17 protein-coding genes are annotated in these 16,396 nt (G+C 54.3%); 8 read left to right on the plus strand and 9 right to left on the minus strand.

What is annotated here, in order from left to right:
- Positions 1-19 precede the first annotated feature (19 nt).
- The 3 genes from TH30_RS15385 to TH30_RS15395 form a co-directional block, all read right to left on the minus strand.
- The gene (locus TH30_RS15385) at positions 20-625 is read right to left on the minus strand and encodes a TRAP transporter small permease subunit (protein WP_114098971.1); all 606 of its coding nucleotides are present in this window, start codon (positions 623-625) and stop codon (positions 20-22) included.
- A 157-nt stretch (positions 626-782) separates the two neighbouring features.
- Positions 783-1,811 (minus strand): TRAP transporter substrate-binding protein, encoded by a 1,029-nt coding sequence (locus TH30_RS15390; RefSeq protein WP_181850327.1) that lies wholly within the window; start codon positions 1,809-1,811, stop codon positions 783-785.
- Positions 1,808-2,407 carry a gluconokinase gene (locus TH30_RS15395; protein ID WP_114098972.1) on the minus strand — a complete coding sequence of 200 codons (600 nt, stop codon included), beginning with the start codon at positions 2,405-2,407 and terminating at the stop codon, positions 1,808-1,810. Before TH30_RS15395 ends, TH30_RS15390 begins: the two co-directional genes overlap by 4 nt.
- A gap of 166 nt (positions 2,408-2,573) precedes the next feature.
- Here TH30_RS15395 and gntR point away from each other — a divergent pair, with 166 nt between their 5' ends.
- Positions 2,574-3,599, plus strand: coding sequence for an HTH-type transcriptional regulator GntR (gntR, locus tag TH30_RS15400; RefSeq protein WP_114098973.1), 1,026 nt, complete (start codon positions 2,574-2,576; stop codon positions 3,597-3,599).
- A gap of 3 nt (positions 3,600-3,602) precedes the next feature.
- On the opposite strand, the gene TH30_RS15405 is transcribed toward gntR, so the two are convergent.
- From TH30_RS15405 to TH30_RS15415, 3 genes are all read right to left on the minus strand, one after another.
- On the minus strand, positions 3,603-4,175 hold the full coding sequence (locus tag TH30_RS15405; protein ID WP_114098974.1) for an IMPACT family protein: 573 nt from the start codon (positions 4,173-4,175) through the stop codon (positions 3,603-3,605).
- A gap of 80 nt (positions 4,176-4,255) precedes the next feature.
- On the minus strand, positions 4,256-4,900 hold the full coding sequence (locus tag TH30_RS15410) for a hypothetical protein (protein ID WP_147252018.1): 645 nt from the start codon (positions 4,898-4,900) through the stop codon (positions 4,256-4,258).
- A 105-nt stretch (positions 4,901-5,005) separates the two neighbouring features.
- The gene (locus TH30_RS15415) at positions 5,006-5,749 is read right to left on the minus strand and encodes a sulfite exporter TauE/SafE family protein (RefSeq protein ID WP_114099054.1); all 744 of its coding nucleotides are present in this window, start codon (positions 5,747-5,749) and stop codon (positions 5,006-5,008) included.
- Between the two features lie 369 nt (positions 5,750-6,118).
- Between TH30_RS15415 and TH30_RS15420 the strand changes: the two genes are divergently transcribed.
- The 5 genes from TH30_RS15420 to cysS all read left to right on the plus strand — a co-directional run bounded on the left by TH30_RS15420 (position 6,119) and on the right by cysS (position 12,872).
- Positions 6,119-7,504 (plus strand): class II 3-deoxy-7-phosphoheptulonate synthase, encoded by a 1,386-nt coding sequence (locus tag TH30_RS15420; RefSeq protein ID WP_114098976.1) that lies wholly within the window; start codon positions 6,119-6,121, stop codon positions 7,502-7,504.
- Positions 7,505-7,796: 292 nt separating this feature from the next.
- A complete protein-coding gene (locus TH30_RS15425; RefSeq protein WP_114098977.1) occupies positions 7,797-8,282 on the plus strand; it encodes a hypothetical protein in 486 nt (161 codons plus the stop codon).
- Between the two features lie 100 nt (positions 8,283-8,382).
- Positions 8,383-10,059 (plus strand): NAD+ synthase, encoded by a 1,677-nt coding sequence (locus TH30_RS15430; RefSeq protein WP_114098978.1) that lies wholly within the window; start codon positions 8,383-8,385, stop codon positions 10,057-10,059.
- A 14-nt stretch (positions 10,060-10,073) separates the two neighbouring features.
- Positions 10,074-11,426, plus strand: coding sequence for a glutamate--tRNA ligase (gltX, locus tag TH30_RS15435; RefSeq protein ID WP_114099055.1), 1,353 nt, complete (start codon positions 10,074-10,076; stop codon positions 11,424-11,426).
- A gap of 69 nt (positions 11,427-11,495) precedes the next feature.
- A complete protein-coding gene (gene cysS / locus TH30_RS15440) occupies positions 11,496-12,872 on the plus strand; it encodes a cysteine--tRNA ligase (protein ID WP_114098979.1) in 1,377 nt (458 codons plus the stop codon).
- 74 nt (positions 12,873-12,946) lie between these two features.
- Here the strand turns inward: cysS and TH30_RS15445 are convergent, their stop codons facing one another.
- Positions 12,947-13,339: a carboxymuconolactone decarboxylase family protein gene (locus tag TH30_RS15445; protein ID WP_114098980.1), complete on the minus strand. Its 393-nt coding sequence runs from the start codon at positions 13,337-13,339 to the stop codon at positions 12,947-12,949.
- Positions 13,336-13,710 carry a MerR family transcriptional regulator gene (locus TH30_RS15450; RefSeq protein WP_114098981.1) on the minus strand — a complete coding sequence of 125 codons (375 nt, stop codon included), beginning with the start codon at positions 13,708-13,710 and terminating at the stop codon, positions 13,336-13,338. Before TH30_RS15450 ends, TH30_RS15445 begins: the two co-directional genes overlap by 4 nt.
- A gap of 218 nt (positions 13,711-13,928) precedes the next feature.
- On the opposite strand from TH30_RS15450, the gene TH30_RS15455 reads away from it, so the two are divergent.
- Complete coding sequence (locus tag TH30_RS15455) at positions 13,929-14,879, plus strand: aldo/keto reductase (RefSeq protein WP_114099056.1); 951 nt, start codon at positions 13,929-13,931, stop codon at positions 14,877-14,879.
- Between the two features lie 23 nt (positions 14,880-14,902).
- Positions 14,903-15,628, plus strand: a complete 726-nt coding sequence (locus tag TH30_RS15460) for a DUF6064 family protein (RefSeq protein ID WP_114098982.1) — start codon at positions 14,903-14,905, stop codon at positions 15,626-15,628.
- Here TH30_RS15460 and TH30_RS15465 read toward each other — a convergent pair.
- Complete coding sequence (locus TH30_RS15465; protein WP_114098983.1) at positions 15,618-16,274, minus strand: LysE family translocator; 657 nt, start codon at positions 16,272-16,274, stop codon at positions 15,618-15,620. The two genes, TH30_RS15460 and TH30_RS15465, sit on opposite strands and share 11 nt — an antisense overlap.
- Between the last annotated feature and the right edge of the window lie 122 nt (positions 16,275-16,396).

The following is a 16,396-nucleotide window of genomic DNA, read 5'->3' on the forward strand; positions in this document are numbered from 1 at the left end:
ATCAAAATGAAAGGGGCATCTATTTGGTCTGATCCGACCCGGTGACCGGCGTATTACGCATATAGTTGATGGCTTGCCAGAAGAACTGGACCATCAGAAGGATCAGGGTCAGAAGCAGGAATACTTTCAACAGGCCGGGATAAGGCGCGTTGAATGCGCTTCCGGTTGTTTCCAGATGAATGTCACCGGACGGCGTAATGGTGGCACGCTTGACCATGAGCCAGGCGGCCCATGCAAAAAAGCCCGACGCGATCATGCAGACAACCGAGATGCCGACATCAAGCGCTTTGCGCAGCTTTGGTCCGGCAAAGTCATAAAGCATCACGACACGGATATGTTTGTCGCGTGACGCGCAATAAAGCCCGCCAAAAACAAACCCGACAGCAGACAAAAACGTTGTTGTTTCATGCGCCCAAAGGGTCGGATCGTTAAACACATGACGCATGAAGATTTCAAAAATCAAAACCCCCATCGCCAGCAAAAATCCGAATGCAAAAATCGGACTTAACTTGTTTACGATGTGACCAAGTCGGCCTGAAACGGCGGGAACGTCATCGGTTGCCGCATCCTGATCAATCGCAGGAGGGATATCTTCATGAGGTGGATCTATGGGACTGGTAGCCATAGTCAGCAATCCTTGCAATGCGGAGAATACAATCCGGCACAGGGAGGTTTGCTTCCCGCTATCGTCTCTTATAACGGGGGCAGCCGGATTGTATTCAGGTGGTTACCGGCAGTGATGTTTGGGCATCACTGCCGGTGATCCATTTATGTCACCTGACTTAGATCATACCTTGTGCGGTAAGATATTTGACAAGGGTATCATAAACCCGCTGTGCGTTTTCGGAACGTGCAGCAACCTTTTCCCACTGGCTGGTGGCAATCTGGCGGAACTTGGCGCGTTCTTCAGCCGACCAGTTATGAATGGTGACGCCGCCATCTGAACGGGCCTTCGCAACTGCTTCCATGTCTTTCATGGCAAGACGTGCGTCCATGTCATGAGCAAGATCACGGACAGACATTTCCAGAATGGCCTTGATGTCGTCAGGCATGGAATCCCATTTTGCCTTGTTGATCGAAACTTCGAGCATCGGCATGGAATGGAAGCCCGGATAGACCGGATGTTTTGCAACATCATGCAGACCCATGGCCTGGTTGGTCGAGAACACGGTGGCGTCCGCTGCTTCGATCACTTTTTTATCAAGCGAGGTGAACACTTCAGACTGCGGAATGTTGACCGGGGCGGCACCGGCAGCGGCAAAGACCTGCTGTACCATGCCTTCCGGGGCACGCATTTTCAGGCCCTTGAGGTCTGCAACACCATCAAGCGGAACCGCAGAAACAAAGGCTTCGAGGCCCGGGGTCACTGCACCGATGAAATGAAGGCCATATGGCTCGACAAGGCTGTTCATCAGCTCTTTGCCGCCACCATATTCAACAAAGCGCAGCATTTCCGACGGGGCAGACCATGCGCCGACCGGGTTGGCAATCAGACCGAATGCAGGATCCTTACCGGTGAAATAGCTGGTATCGGTGATATGGCCGTCAATAATTCCGGCGCTGATCGCATCCTGAGTTTCGGCATGTTCGACGATCGAGTTGACTGGCAGCATTTCGATGACAACACGGCCACCTGTCATGTCGCTGACGCGCTTTGCCCATTCCTGTTCAAGAACGAAGTTTGGAACGCCAGCGGCGTCGCTGGACTGGAACTTAAGGCTGTAATCCTGTGCGTTGGCGGCCATCGGTGCCGCAGCAATCAGGCTGGCAATAAATGTTGCTCCTACGAGCGATTTCAGTGTCTTGGTCATCTGTCTTCTCCCTGGCATACCGGTTTTCCGGAGGTGTTTTCTTTGACAATGGAAGAACTGCCGTTTTCGCAGTTTGGCAGTTTGGAAATAACTGTCGAAACGACAGCGTCGATCGGGGCATCGACTAAGACAGTCACACAGTTCTCATCCGGCCCCGGCGGTTCGAGATCTGCAAGCTGACTGTCCAAGAGAGCGGAAGGCATGAAATGTCCGACGCGACGTTCCAGTCGTGTTTTGATCACGTCACGTGTGCCGTCCAGAAATACAAATGTTACCGGCTGCAAGTTCCGGCTCAGAACTTCGCGGTAACTGCGTTTAAGTGCCGAGCAGGCAATGAAGATAGTGCGTGATGCGCCAGCCTGTTCGTTTTGTTTTGCGGTCGCCCGTGCAGCGCTGCTAACCGCTTCAAGCCAGGGCCAGCGCATTTCGTCATTCAATGGCTGGCCGCGCCGCATATGTTCGACATTATTTGACGGATGATGGTCGTCTGCATCCAGCCACAGGTTATTGGTTTCCTCCGCAACACGGCGGGCGATTTCGGTCTTTCCCGAACCTGAAACTCCCATAACCACGACATACTGTGTCTGTCGATACACCAAGATATTTCCACCCGACTATTGTTATCAGGGCGGTCCTTTGATCGTGGTTTCGCCCTGTGATTTATAATGTTAGCGCTAACATAATGTTAGCGCTAACATTGAGTCAACAGCCTAATTTACAAGGCACTTGTCGATATCGAAAAGACGTAATAAATCTAATGCTATGAGAAAACGCAAAGGGGCCGGGCGGCCAACGATTGCTGATGTGGCCGACAAGGCGGGCGTCAGTACGATTACAGTTTCACGTGCATTGCGCGATCCATCAAAGGTGTCTGACTACCTGCGCCGGAAGATTAATAACGCCGTGAACAAGCTCAATTATGTGCCGCACAGCCATGCGAGTGCACTGGCATCGACTCGCTCCAACATTGTTGGCGTCATTGTCCCATCTCTGACCAACAACGTGTTTGCCGATACCCTGCGCGCCATATACGACGAACTTGAACAGGGCCCGTTTCAGGTCCAGTTGGGGAACTCGCGTTATGTGGCCGCCGATGAAGAACGCCTGATCCGGACTTTCCTCGGGCAGGGGCCTTCTGCGATGATTGTTGCAGGCAAGGATCAGACGGATGCCGCACGTGAACTTTTGCAGAATGCCGGATGTCCGGTGGTTCAGGTCATGGATATCGGTGATGATCCCATTGATATGATGGTGGGATTTTCGCATTTCGAAGGTGGTCGGGCAGCCGGTCGGCATCTGGTGCAAATGGGATACAAGCGTATCGGCTTCCTTGGGGCACGTATGGATCCCAGATCCCACAGTCGTCTCGAAGGGTTCAAGGATGCCCTTCAGTCGGGTGGCCTCTATGACCCTGATCTGATCATGACAACGACGGTGTCTTCCAGCGTATCGCTTGGTGCGGAGCTCATAGAACAATTGATTGCGCGTCGTTCCGATCTTGATGCCGTGTTCTGCAACAACGATGACATGGCGCTTGGCGCGCTGTTTGGCTGCCAGAAAGCTGGAATTTGTGTGCCGGACGACATGGGCATTATCGGTTTTAACGATCTGGAAATGATGGCGGCAAGTCATCCTTCGCTGACCTCGATCCACACCGATCGATACGCAATTGGCAAGCGCGCCGTCGAGATGATCAAGGCCGAACTGGATGGTGAAGCAACGGACCAAAAGATCGTTGATCTTGGTTTCGAGCTTCAGCAGCGCGAAAGCACATCACGCAATAAATAGGCGTTATTCTTCCGGCGGTAGCGGAAATTTCCCGGCAAGTTCAGCAAGCGTTTCGCGCGGGCCTGCAATTTTGATTCTGGTGCCCGTGGTATCGAACTGGCGATCTAGGATGGTAATACCATCCTGTGCGCAGGCTTGCTCCAATGTTCCGGCATCTGAAAATCCGGCAAAAATCTCAGCTTCGCCTTGCGGGATATATTCAATAATCTCGGCAACATCGCAGGCGGCATTCGCCGCCCCGCTATAGGCGCGCACCAACCCGCCCGTACCCAGCTTGGTGCCCCCGAAATAGCGTGTCACAATTACGGCCACATTGATCAGATCCCGCCCCTGAAGAACCTTAAGACACGGGATGCCAGATGTGCCGGATGGTTCGCCGTCATCCTTGCCATGTTCGATCAGTTGACCTTCGTCATTGAGATAGCGATAGGCATTGACGTGATGATTAGCCTTGGGGTGAAGGGCGCGCAATTCATTAATCCGCTTTGCCAGATCATCATAAAAGACGAGTTCTGCAAGAAAACGGGATTTCTTTTCTTCGGTTTCGGCAAAGGCGGGACGGGCGATGGTTTTCATGGACGGGTTGATATCAAACTCCGCCCCTGATCACCAGTCTTCAGCATGAAGGGATCAGGGCGAAGATTAGTTGTCGGCACTTAACGGGTGGCCGGGATCAGCAGGACACCCTCGGCAAACTGGGTTTTGATCATTGCGCGCCATACCGTATTCAGGTCAATGCCGAGTTCCTTGCTGGCTATGCTGAAATCCGGCTCCTGTGGTGATGGCGTGTTCCAGTCCATTGCCTGTGTATCAACGAAATCGAAAACCACATTCATCCGTGATCCGGATTCTTGCAGTATTGAGGCAACTGGCACGTAAAAGGCGTGTTCGTTCGGTTGCCCGATGAACTGTTTGATCTTGCGATGTCCAACCACCATGAAGAACAGCTTACCATCAAGGTTGAAACCCTTCATCATCGCCAGCATGTTTGAGGTCGATTCTGTCCGCTCTTGCGCGCGATGGACGAATTTCCAGTTGCTGTTGCCGATATAACGACCGTCAAGGGCGCTCGCACATGCCATCTCGAAAACGTCGTTTTCCCTTGTTGCACCGGCCAATGCCTTGGCCGACATGATGTTGCGATTTTCATCGCAGAACGTCAGCGTACTAAGGTGCATGATCCGCAAATTGGACGTGAAATTCTCAAAGGATTGCTTGTTCTGAGCATCTGCCGGATGCGGGGCAACAAGGAACAGGCAAAAACAAAGGGCGGCAAATGCCTTGGTCAGCGGGCGGATCATCGTTCCGGTTTCCATAAGGTCGTGATTTATAATAACTATCTCACGCATTTATAGGCGACGGAGTTTCGTCTGAATACAACTTTTCGGTGTTTTTCCTTGGGCCGCTTAGGTCGTGACAAACTTCCCGATCAGGATAACCCCGAAGATAATCAGCATGATCAGGACAACCTTGCGGAAGGTTTCTGCATCCAGGCGGTTGCGCACCGCTGCGCCAAGCTTGGTGCCGATATAGACCGGGACCAGTCCGGCAAGGGAAATCCAGACCGTTTCAAGTGTCATCATCCCCATGCGCCACAGACCAAACGCCATGACGATGCTTGAAAGACTGAACGAGATATTGATGGCCTGGATAAAGCGTTTGGGATCAAGCCGCATCGAAAGCAGAAAGGGCAGAACCGGCATCACCTGTGATCCGGTAATGCCATTGACCAGTCCGGTCGAAAAACCCGAAATCGGTGCCAGACGACGGGCAACCTTGTCCGAGATCGGTTTGCCATGGCGAAACAGCGTGATTGCCCCGTAATTCATCAAAACCAGCCCCAGAACCGCACCTGCAAGAATGCTGTCGACCATTTCAAGAACGGCAAGTCCAATCAGAAGGCCCGGAATGGTGGCCAGAAACATCGGCCAGAACCGGTTGACGGTTTCGCGAAAATGCCCCGCTTGCGCCATGACGATCGAGTTACTGACAAGGGACGGAATGATCACAAGCGGCATGCCGGCCTTAAGCCCCAAACCAAGGGCAAGGATCGGCAGGGCCGATGTTGAAAACCCGAGACCCGTAGCGCCCTTTACAAAGGCCGCAACAAAATAGGCGCAGGCAATAACGACAATTGTTTCAATGGTCATGGGGATCCGCAGACAGGTGGTGACGCGCGCGCAGTTTGCCCGCATTTGGCGAATTGCGCAAATGGTCTGACAATTGCGAAGAACCGGATTCGCCCCCACTTGTCTGGTATGATGATTTGGTAATCACCTGACTGCCTTTCATAATTAAGTGGTTATGAGTGGAATTTTGCGTGATTTTTGGGTGGCTTGGCAAAAAATTGCGGGTTTTTATCGTCCTTAAGTCTAGAAGGGGTGGAAATGCGTGTGCAAAACCCGTATCAAGTTTGACCCGGTTCAAGGACCGGGGCACAGGGCGGAAATCTGCCGGAAAACTGGATTTGTGTTATAATGGCGGCATGATGATGAACATGCCGGATTGAGAGGAAGCAAATGAGCAAGAGCTGGAGCATTGATAGCTGGCGCAACCTGCCGATCAAGCAGGTGCCGACTTATCCTGATGCACAGGCCCTCGAGGCCGTAGAGCAAGAGCTCGGCAGCTATCCTCCTTTGGTATTTGCTGGCGAGGCGCGCGCGCTTAAAGAGAAGCTTGGTGAAGTCGCAGAAGGCAATGCCTTCCTGCTGCAGGGCGGTGACTGTGCCGAAAGCTTCAAGGAATTTCACCCGAACAACATTCGCGACACCTTCAAGGTGATGCTGCAGATGGCAGTTGTCCTGACCTTTGGGGCATCCTGCCCGGTGGTCAAGGTCGGTCGCATGGCGGGCCAGTTTGCCAAGCCGCGTTCGGCTGATACCGAAACCATCAATGGTGTTGAACTGCCAAGCTATCGCGGTGACGTGGTCAATGGCATCGAATTCACCGAAGAAGCCCGTATTCCGGACCCGCAGCGTCAGATCCGCGCCTATAACCAGTCGGCGGCGACGCTCAACCTGCTGCGTGCCTTTGCCCAGGGCGGTTTTGCCGATCTGACCAAAATCCATCGCTGGAACCTGTCATTTGTTGATGGCAGCCCGGCAGGCGAGCGCTACAGCAAGCTGACCACGCAGATCGACGAGGCTGTTGCCTTCATGCAGGCCTGCGGCATCACGGCTGACAGTGCTCCGCAGCTGCGTGAAACCGATTTCTACACCTCGCACGAAGCCCTTCTTCTGGGCTATGAACAGGCCCTGACCCGTCAGGACAGCCTGACGGGCGAATATTATGATTGCTCGGCGCATATGCTGTGGATCGGGGATCGTACCCGTAACCTTGACGGTGCCCATGTTGAATTCATGCGCGGGGTCAAAAACCCGATCGGCATGAAATGTGGCCCGACCATGGATGAAGATGATCTGATCCGTCTGATCGACCGTCTGAACCCGCAGAACGAAGCCGGTCGTCTGACCCTGATTGCGCGTATGGGCGCTGACAAGGTCTTTGATAACCTGCCGCGTCTGGTCAAACGCGTTAAGGCCGAAGGCCGCAAGGTCGTCTGGTCCTGCGATCCGATGCATGGCAACACGGTCAAGGCAACCAACGGCTATAAAACCCGTCCGTTTGACTCGATCCTGTCCGAGGTTAAAAACTTCTTTGACGTTCACAAGGCCGAAGGCACCCATGCCGGTGGCGTTCATTTCGAAATGACCGGAACCGACGTAACCGAATGCATCGGTGGTGCACGCGAAGTGACCGAAGATGCGCTTTCGGATCGTTACCACACCCATTGTGACCCGCGCCTGAATGGCGGACAGGCTCTTGAGCTTGCCTTCCTGATCGCCGAGATGATCAAGAAAGAACGTGACACTGTTCGCGCAGAACAGCTGGCGGCTTCTGCCTGATTATCCTCTCGGGATTGGAAGGCTGCATTCTTGCAAACAAGGCGTCCGGGAAACCGGGCGCCTTGTTTTATTTCGGCGGAAAGCAGATCGACTGTTGAGAGGTAAAAACGTTACGGAGTGCGCGGAATATCAGAATTTCCTTACCTTGAAGGCTGCTTTGGGATGTTTTGTCTCGCAATCAAGGCGCACTGATGTAAAAAAAACCTCTACCAAAGGGGATGAAATATTCTTAAGTATAAACAATTACAGGGCATTCCTGCACAGGAATAGAATTCAAGAGGTCGCAACGCGTATGGTGGATGAAGCTGATTTCACCGAATGGCAGAAGAAAGTAGAGGGAACCAACATTTCCTCGACCACGCTATTGGCGACTGACTATCTCAACCATTTCAACGAGATCGTGATGCTTCTCGAAATGGTGCCCGACATGCCCGACATGATCGAGGACTGTAAGGAATGGGCCCCGAAAAGCTATCAGGACCATTTTCGTGACAGCGCATTTTCCGATCGTGAACTGGCGATTGAGGCCTATGACCATGTGCCGGCCCGATTCCGTCAACCGTTTGAAGAAACGATCAATCACCTTAATACGATTGTCCGCCACGCCATCACCCAGCTTGAAATGATCATTGCCGAGGGTAATGAGGAGCTCTTGCGTGAAACAGCCCATGCGATCACGGTATCGCTGCAAAAGTTCATGGATGTGGCCAGCGGGATCATCCATGGATCGGCCAAAACCATGAGTCAGGATGAAATCGACGCGGCACTTGCTCTGTAACGGGCGAAGCGGTCGGATTTTTACGTGAAAAATACTTGTGGAATGCAGCATTGCCCATTCCGCAATTGACAGCGCGTAAGGCGGCTCCTATTCCAACATCATGACAAAGAATCTTGCCATTGCGATTGCCCAACTGAACCCGATTGTCGGTGACGTCGCCGGAAACCGGGACAAGGTTGTGGCTGCCTGGGAAACTGCGGCCGACAGGGGCGCGGACATTGTCCTTTATTCCGAACTGGTCCTGTCGGGCTATCCGCCAGAAGATCTGGTGATGAAGCCCGCCTTCATGCGCCATCTGCATGAAGCAGTGACCAGCATTTGCGAAGAGACGGCCAAACGTGCTGATGGTCCGGCATTATTGCTGACCACGCCGTGGGAAATTGATGGCCTGCGCCATAACGCGGTGCTTCTGATTGATCAGGGCAAGATCGTTGATGTGCGCGCCAAGCAGGATTTGCCCAACTATGGCGTGTTTGATGAAAAGCGCGTCTTTAGTGCCGGACCGATGCCGGAACCGATTTCATTCCGCGGAGTGAAACTTGGTGTGCCGATCTGTGAAGATGTCTGGACGCCAAATGTTGTTACCCATCTTTCCCGCGCTGGCGCCGAGATTTTCCTTGTTCCCAACGGTTCACCGTTTGAGGCCGACAAGGGCGGGCTGCGTCGCAATCTGATCGAAGATCGCGTGTCTGAATCCAGGACCCCGATGATTTATTGCAACGAGGTTGGCGGTCAGGACGAGTTGGTCTTTGATGGCGGGTCGTTTGGGCTCAATGGTGACGGATCGCTTGCGGTGGCACTTCCGGCCTTTGCTGAAGATGTGGTTGTCACGAACTGGACCAAGGGTGACAACGGCAAGTGGCGCTGTGCCGATGACGCGCCCAAGGCCGAATACCCGACGGGTCTTGATGCGATTTATCAGGCCCTTGTTCTGGGCCTGCGCGACTATGTGAACAAGAACCATTTCCCCGGTGTCGTGATCGGCATGTCTGGCGGGATTGATAGTGCGCTTTCGGCTGCTGTGGCGGTGGATGCATTGGGGGCGGATCGTGTGCGTCTGGTGATGATGCCATCGCCCTATACGTCACGCGAAAGTCTTGAAGATGCCGAGATTTGCGCAGGCATGCTCAAAACCGGGATCGAAAGCATCAATATCGGTCCGGCAATGGCCGCGTTTGAACAGATGCTGGCGCCTACCTTTGAAGGTCGTGATGCCGATATTACCGAAGAAAACATTCAGGCCCGTTCACGCGGGATCATCCTGATGGGGATTTCAAACAAGTTTGGCCACATGGTGCTGACCACCGGCAACAAGTCGGAAATGTCGGTCGGCTATGCAACGCTTTATGGCGACATGTGTGGTGGCTATTCGGTTCTGAAAGACCTTTACAAGACGACCGTGTTTGCATTGTGCCACTGGCGCAATGAACACAAACCTTCTGGCGCGATGGGCCCCAATGGCATGGTGATCCCGGAACGGATCATTACCAAACCGCCATCGGCCGAGCTCCGCCCGGATCAAAAAGACGAAGATAGTCTGCCGCCTTATGACGTCCTTGATGATATTCTTCATCAGATGATTGAAGGTGAGCGGTCTGTTCGCGATATCGTGGATAGTGGTCACGACGAGGCAACAGTGCGCCGGGTTTGGCGTTTGCTGGATCGGGCCGAATACAAACGCCGTCAGGCGCCCCCGGGGGTCAAGATCACCCCGCGTGCCTTTGGCCGTGACCGTCGCTATCCGATTACCAATGGTTTCACGAACCTTGTTACGTGATTGAAAAGTTTGAAATGACAAAACCTGTACTGCGATTTGCCCCCAGCCCGACCGGGCTTCTTCACGTCGGTAACGCCCGTGTGGCACTGATGAACTGGCTCTATGCCCGGAAATCAGGTGGGAAATTCATCCTGCGCTTTGACGATACCGACCCGGAACGCTCGAAAGACGAATATGTCGATGCCATCCGCGAAGATCTTGAATGGCTTGGCCTTGACTGGGACCGTGAAGAGCGCCAGTCGCTCCGTCAGGACAAATATGACGCCGCCATTGCGGACCTTAAAAAGCGTGAATTGCTGTATCCGTGCTACGAGACCGAAGGTGAACTGAACTGGAAACGCAAGGCGGCCCGCCAGCGTCACCAGCCCTTCATCTATGACCGCAAGGCATTGACCCTTTCAGATGACGAAATCGCCGCACTTGAGGCCGAAGGCCGCAAACCGCACTGGCGCTTCCTTTTGACCGATGGTCTGGTCGAGTGGGATGATCTGACACGCGGCCTATGCTCGTTTGATACGGAACATGTATCGGACCCGGTTCTGATCCGTGAAGACGGCTCGCTGCTTTATATGTTGGGCTCGGTGGTTGATGACCTTGAAATGGGGGTGACCCATATCATCCGCGGCGAGGACCATGTGACCAACACCGTGTCACAGATTTTGCTGTATCTGGCGATGGGCGGTAAGCCCGGTGCGCTTGAATTTGCCCATATGCCGCTTTTGGCGGGACCGGGTGGCTCGCAGCTTTCCAAACGTCTGGGCAGCCTTTCGCTGCGCGAGTTGCGCAATGACGGGTTCGAGGTCGAAGCACTGGTTGGTCTGCTGACCGGTCTTGGTGCGTCGGATAAAATCGAACCGGCAAGCCTGGCCCAGGTTCTTGAGAAATTCGACCTGGATCATTATGGCCGTTCAACGCCGAAATTCGATCCGGCCGAGCTGGCAAGCCTGAATGAAAAAGTCATTCATGACATGTCATTTGAAACCGCCCGACCGAAACTGGTTGCTGCGGGTATGGCTGATGCCAATGAAATGTTCTGGAATGCGGTGCGTGGTAATTGCTGGCGCGTCGCCGAGGCGCTGGAATGGTGGGATGTCATCCATCAGACCGTGATCCCGGAAATCGATGCCGAGGATGTCGATTTCGTCAAACAGGCTGCAGAAATGCTGCCCGAAGGTGAACTTGATGCCACCAGCTGGAAATCCTGGACCACCGCATTGAAAGATGCGACCGGTCGCAAGGGCAAACAGCTTTTCATGCCGCTTCGCAAGGCGCTGACAGCCCGCGAACATGGCCCGGAAATGTCGGCAATGCTGGTTCTGATCGGGTCTGAAAAGGCGCGTGCGCGGTTGTGTGGGAAGGCGGTCTAAGCATCTGCTTTGATCGCCGGAAACTTGCCTGCACTTAACCGCAAACACAGCCAAACGGACAAAATGATAATGAACAAGACCCTTCGCATTTATGACACGCTCACCCGCGAAAAGCAGGTGTTTGAGCCGATCGATCCGGAACATGTCCGCCTTTATGTCTGCGGACCGACCGTTTATGACTATGCCCATGTCGGCAATGCGCGGCCTGTTGTGGTGTTTGATACGCTGGTGCGTGTTCTTCGCCACATCTATCCCAAAGTCACCTATGTCCGGAACGTCACCGACGTTGACGACAAGATCAATGCGCGAGCCAAGGAAAGCGGCGAGCCGATTTCCGAAATCACCAAGCGCACGCACAAGGCATATCTGGATGACATGGGTGCGCTCAATGCCGCCAAACCCGATATCGAGCCGCGCGCGACCGAACATATCGCCGAGATGATTGCGATGTGCGAAAGCCTGATCGCGCAGGGCTTTGCCTATGCCGCCGAAGGCCACGTTCTGTTTTCGGTCAGCAAGTTCGACGAATATGGCAAGCTGTCGCGTCGTGACCGCAAGGAAATGATCGCCGGTGCGCGCGTTGAAGTCGCCCCTTATAAACAGGACCCGGCGGACTTTGTTCTTTGGAAACCGTCAGATGACGATATCCCCGGCTGGGACAGCCCGTGGGGCCGTGGTCGTCCGGGCTGGCATATTGAATGCTCGGCCATGTCGACCCGTTATCTTGGCGAGAATTTCGACATTCATGGCGGTGGTTCGGATCTGGTGTTCCCGCATCATGAAAACGAACTGGCGCAAAGCTGCTGCGCGAACAAGGGGTCGAGCTACGCCAAATACTGGATGCATAACGGCCATCTGATGGTCGAAGGTGAAAAGATGTCCAAGTCGCTTGGCAACTTTGTCACCGTGCATGAGCTTTTGGAAAAATGGCCGGGCGAAGCGATCCGTTTGGCGATGATGGGAACGCATTACCATCAGCCGATCAACTGGACGGAAGAAAACCTGCGTCAGGCCAAAGAGGCGCTTGACCGGTTCTATACAGCCCTTCGTCAGAGTTCCGACGTGACCCCGGAAAATATGCCGGTGCCGCGCGCGGTACTTGAAGCACTGTGTGATGACCTGAACACGCCGCTTGCGATTTCTGAGTTCCATAACCTTGTGACCAAATTCAACAAGGCGGAAAAGAAATTCGAGCGTGCCGAGGCCAAAGGTGAAATCCTTGCTGCGGCCAAGCTTCTGGGCATTCTTGAAGCTGACCCCGAAGCCTGGTTTACCGGATCAGCCGATGAAGATGAGGCTGCCGAGATTGATGGCCTGATTGCCCAGCGCGCAGAAGCCAAGAAGAACAAGGATTTCGCAACCGCCGATAAGATCCGTGACGATCTTCTGGCGCGCGGCATCATCCTTGAAGACTTCAAGGAAGGTACTAGCTGGAAACGCGTTTAAGGCTTAATCCGCCTGTGAAATGATAAAAGGCCGCAGTTTTACTGCGGCCTTTTGCGTTGGCGGGGGGGGCAAAGTCAGGCGGCCGCGTCAAGTTCGGTAAACAGTTCCTTTGCCGCGTTCAGGCCATTGATCGCGGCGGGAAGCCCGCCATAAACCGCCATCTGCCAGATCGCCTCGATGATTTCGGTGCGCGATGCGCCTGCGGAAAGTGTATGGCGAATATTGACCTTAAGCTGTGGGGCGGTTTGCCCGCCCAATACGGTCAGGGCGGCAATCGTGCAGAGCTGCCGGGTTTTCAGATCAAGTCCCGGGCGAGCGTAATGACGGCCATAGGCCCATTCCACCAGTGTTTCGGCAAAATCAGGCACAAGTTCGTCATAGGCCTCGGCCAGTTGTCCTTCGAGCGGCGGGTTGAGCTTGGCCACTATGTCGCGACCGGCATCAAGGGCGGAGGTTTTGTCTGTCATTTCGGGGCTCCGTGAAGGGGGCGAACCATCGTGTCATAACCGGCGATTTTGGCATCGAGAACTTCAAGCGTTTCGGTCAGGCTGGCAACGCGAATGGCCAGTTCATCGCGATAGGTCTGAAGCAGGTTGCGGCGGGCCTCGATTGTGCTGTCTCCCTCGGCCCGGAGGCGGGCATATAAAACCCGGTCACGGATCGGCATGCCGAGATCCTTGAGCCGACCCAGAAATTCAAGCCAGCGCAAGACATCATCATCATAGGAACGTCGCCCACCCGGATCACGATGTGAGAGGGGTAGCAGGCCGATCTTTTCGTAATACCGCAGGGTGTGGACAGAAAAACCGCTTTTCTCTGCCACTTCGCCAATCATCATGACGGTCACCTTTGTGTTGAGGTCATTCAATCCTGAACAAGGCTAGGTGCTGGAGTGCATTCTAGGTCAAGCATTATTCTTTGACCGATTTTCATGAGGGGTGGGAAAACTGTGATCGGGTGCATATACCAAAGGTTGCGCATGGGCAGATTTCTGCCCAATTCATGTTGGATCATCAGTTCAAACGGGTTGGATGCAACAGCAAGGCAGTGTCTTCCATGTCTGAAATCGACCGTCGGAATTTTATCAAGGGTGCGGGTGCGCTTGGACTTGCAGGCATGTCTGCATCAATCGGGCAGACTGTCCCGAGGCTGGCGCGTGCGGCGTCGTCGGCAACGGTGCCCGACGTCATCCGTAAAACCGTTGCATCGACGGGTGAAAAAATACCTGCCGTCGGTCTGGGAAGCTGGATCACGTTCAATGTCGGCAATGACATGGTGTTGCGGGATCAGTGTGCGAGCGTGGTTTCGGCGTTTTTCAATGCAGGTGGCCGGATGATTGACAGTTCGCCGATGTATGGATCGGCTCAGGAAGTCATAGGGTATTGCCTTGATAAACTTGGGGCGCATGACCGGGTTTTTTCGACCGACAAGGTTTGGACGTCGGGGGATGGTGCCGGGCAGATCGCCGAGACGGCAGAACGCTGGCATACAAGGAATTTTGATCTTTTGCAGGTGCATAATCTGGTCGGGATCAATGAAAATCTGCCGCTTTTGTTCCGGATGAAGGATGAAGGCCGGTTGCGATATGTCGGTATTACGACCTCGCACGGGCGTCGTACCGATGACATGATTGCTTTGATGAAAAACGAGCGGCTTGATTTTGTTCAGGTGACCTATAATCCGGTAGACCGCAAGGTCGAGGAATATTTGCTGCCACTGGCCTATGATCGCGGGATTGCCGTGATTGTAAACCGGCCGTTCCGTGGTGGCAGCCTGACCCAGCAGCTGGAAGGCGAACCCTTGCCGGAATTTGCCGCCGACCTCAAAGCGGAAAGCTGGGCGCAGCTGATCTTGAAATATCTGATTGCTCATCCGTCGGTGACCTGTCCGATCCCGGCGACAACCAATCCGGCCCATGCTGCCGAAAACATGCGTGCAGCGACCGGCGTACTTCCCGATGACAAGATGCGCGAACAGATTGCCGCTGTCATTGGCGTTCTGGTTTAGGAAACGGATGTGGGGGTGGTGTCATGAGTGAATGGTGGGATTACGGACTGGCGGATTTTCTGCTGTTTTCTCCGCGGGTCTATTACCGGCTGTTTGAAACCATGAATAGTGTGTGGTGGATTGCCGTTCTTGCGGCCTTTGTTGCGGGCCTTGTTGCCGCCGGATTGGCCATGCGTCACGGGCATCGCGGCAACCGGGTGATCCTTGTGTTGCTGTCGCTGATCTGGGGTTGGGCCGGTTATGGCTTTCTTTGGCAATATTACCAGCCGATCAATTGGGCGGTGGCCTATATCCTGCCAGGCTTTGTGATCGAGGCGGTGCTACTTGCGGTTTTTGCCGCCCGTCCCCTGCCTTTGCGGTTTGGCTGGCGCGGTGATCTGACGTCCTGTGTCGGGGCCGGGTTGCTGGTGGTGGCCTTTGTGATCTATCCCTTCGTCGGTCTGATCGAGGGACGTGATTTGATACAGGCAGAGCTGTTTGGCAGTGCAGCCGATCCGACCGCACTTGGCACTTTGGGATTTGTGTTGATGGCGCGGGGCACATGGCGCTGGTTATTGTTGCCCGTGCCACTGATCTGGTGTGTGTTTGCCAGTGCGACCCTTTGGGTGATGGATCAGCAGGTGGCCTATGTGATGTTTGTTGCGGTTTGGCTGACCATCTTTTCAGGATGGCTTGATCTTAAGAACGGGGTGACAACCCGCCGCCTGACCGAGGCGGAGCGTGCCACCCCCGCATCGCTTAGCGATTAACCAGAAGCCGCAATCCGACGACCGCAAAGAACACACCAAGCACCCCGTTGATCCAGTTCGCAGCGCGCCGATAAATCGAGATCGCAGGTGCCGTCGAAAAGGCGGTGGCATAAAGCAGATGTACGCTGGTCGACAGGATGCCGCATCCGATCACGATGGCGGGACCGACCCAAAGCGGCGCCCCTTGATGAAAGCCGATCGAAATGATCGCAATCCAGGTCAGGATCGCTTTGGGATTGGTCAGATGCAGGGCAAGGCCACGAAAATAATAACCGCGTCCTGAAATCTGGCGCGACGGTGCGGTTTCCGCCTGATCTGTGGGGGCAGGTGCCTTGCGAAAGGCCGTCCGAAAGGCCCGATAGGACATCCACAACAGATATAATCCGCCAAAGATACGAATGGCCGTCATGGCATCGGCATAGGCGGCAAGGACGGCGGACAACCCGGTCAGGGTCAGAAGCCCGATGGAAAAGGATCCGGTTCCGATGCCAAGGGCAAAGCGTTGACCGGCATGGCGTCCCTGATCAAGCGACACGCCCATCAATCCCAAAAGAGCAGGGCCGGGGCTGATCAGACCGACAAGAAGTGCGGTATAGGACAATAAGATTCCCGGCAGATATTGCCCGAATTCAGCAAAGGATGGCATGGGGCGATTTCCTTTTTTGGTGGCGCGTAACTGTAAGTCGACAGGTGTCCGATGTCGAGCAACCAAAAAAGAACCCCTGCCAAAGACAGGGGTCGAGGTGGTTTGCAGTCGTTCCAGCCCCA

The organism is Thalassospira profundimaris, assembly GCF_003326795.1.
GTDB lineage: Bacteria > Pseudomonadota > Alphaproteobacteria > Rhodospirillales > Thalassospiraceae > Thalassospira > Thalassospira profundimaris_C.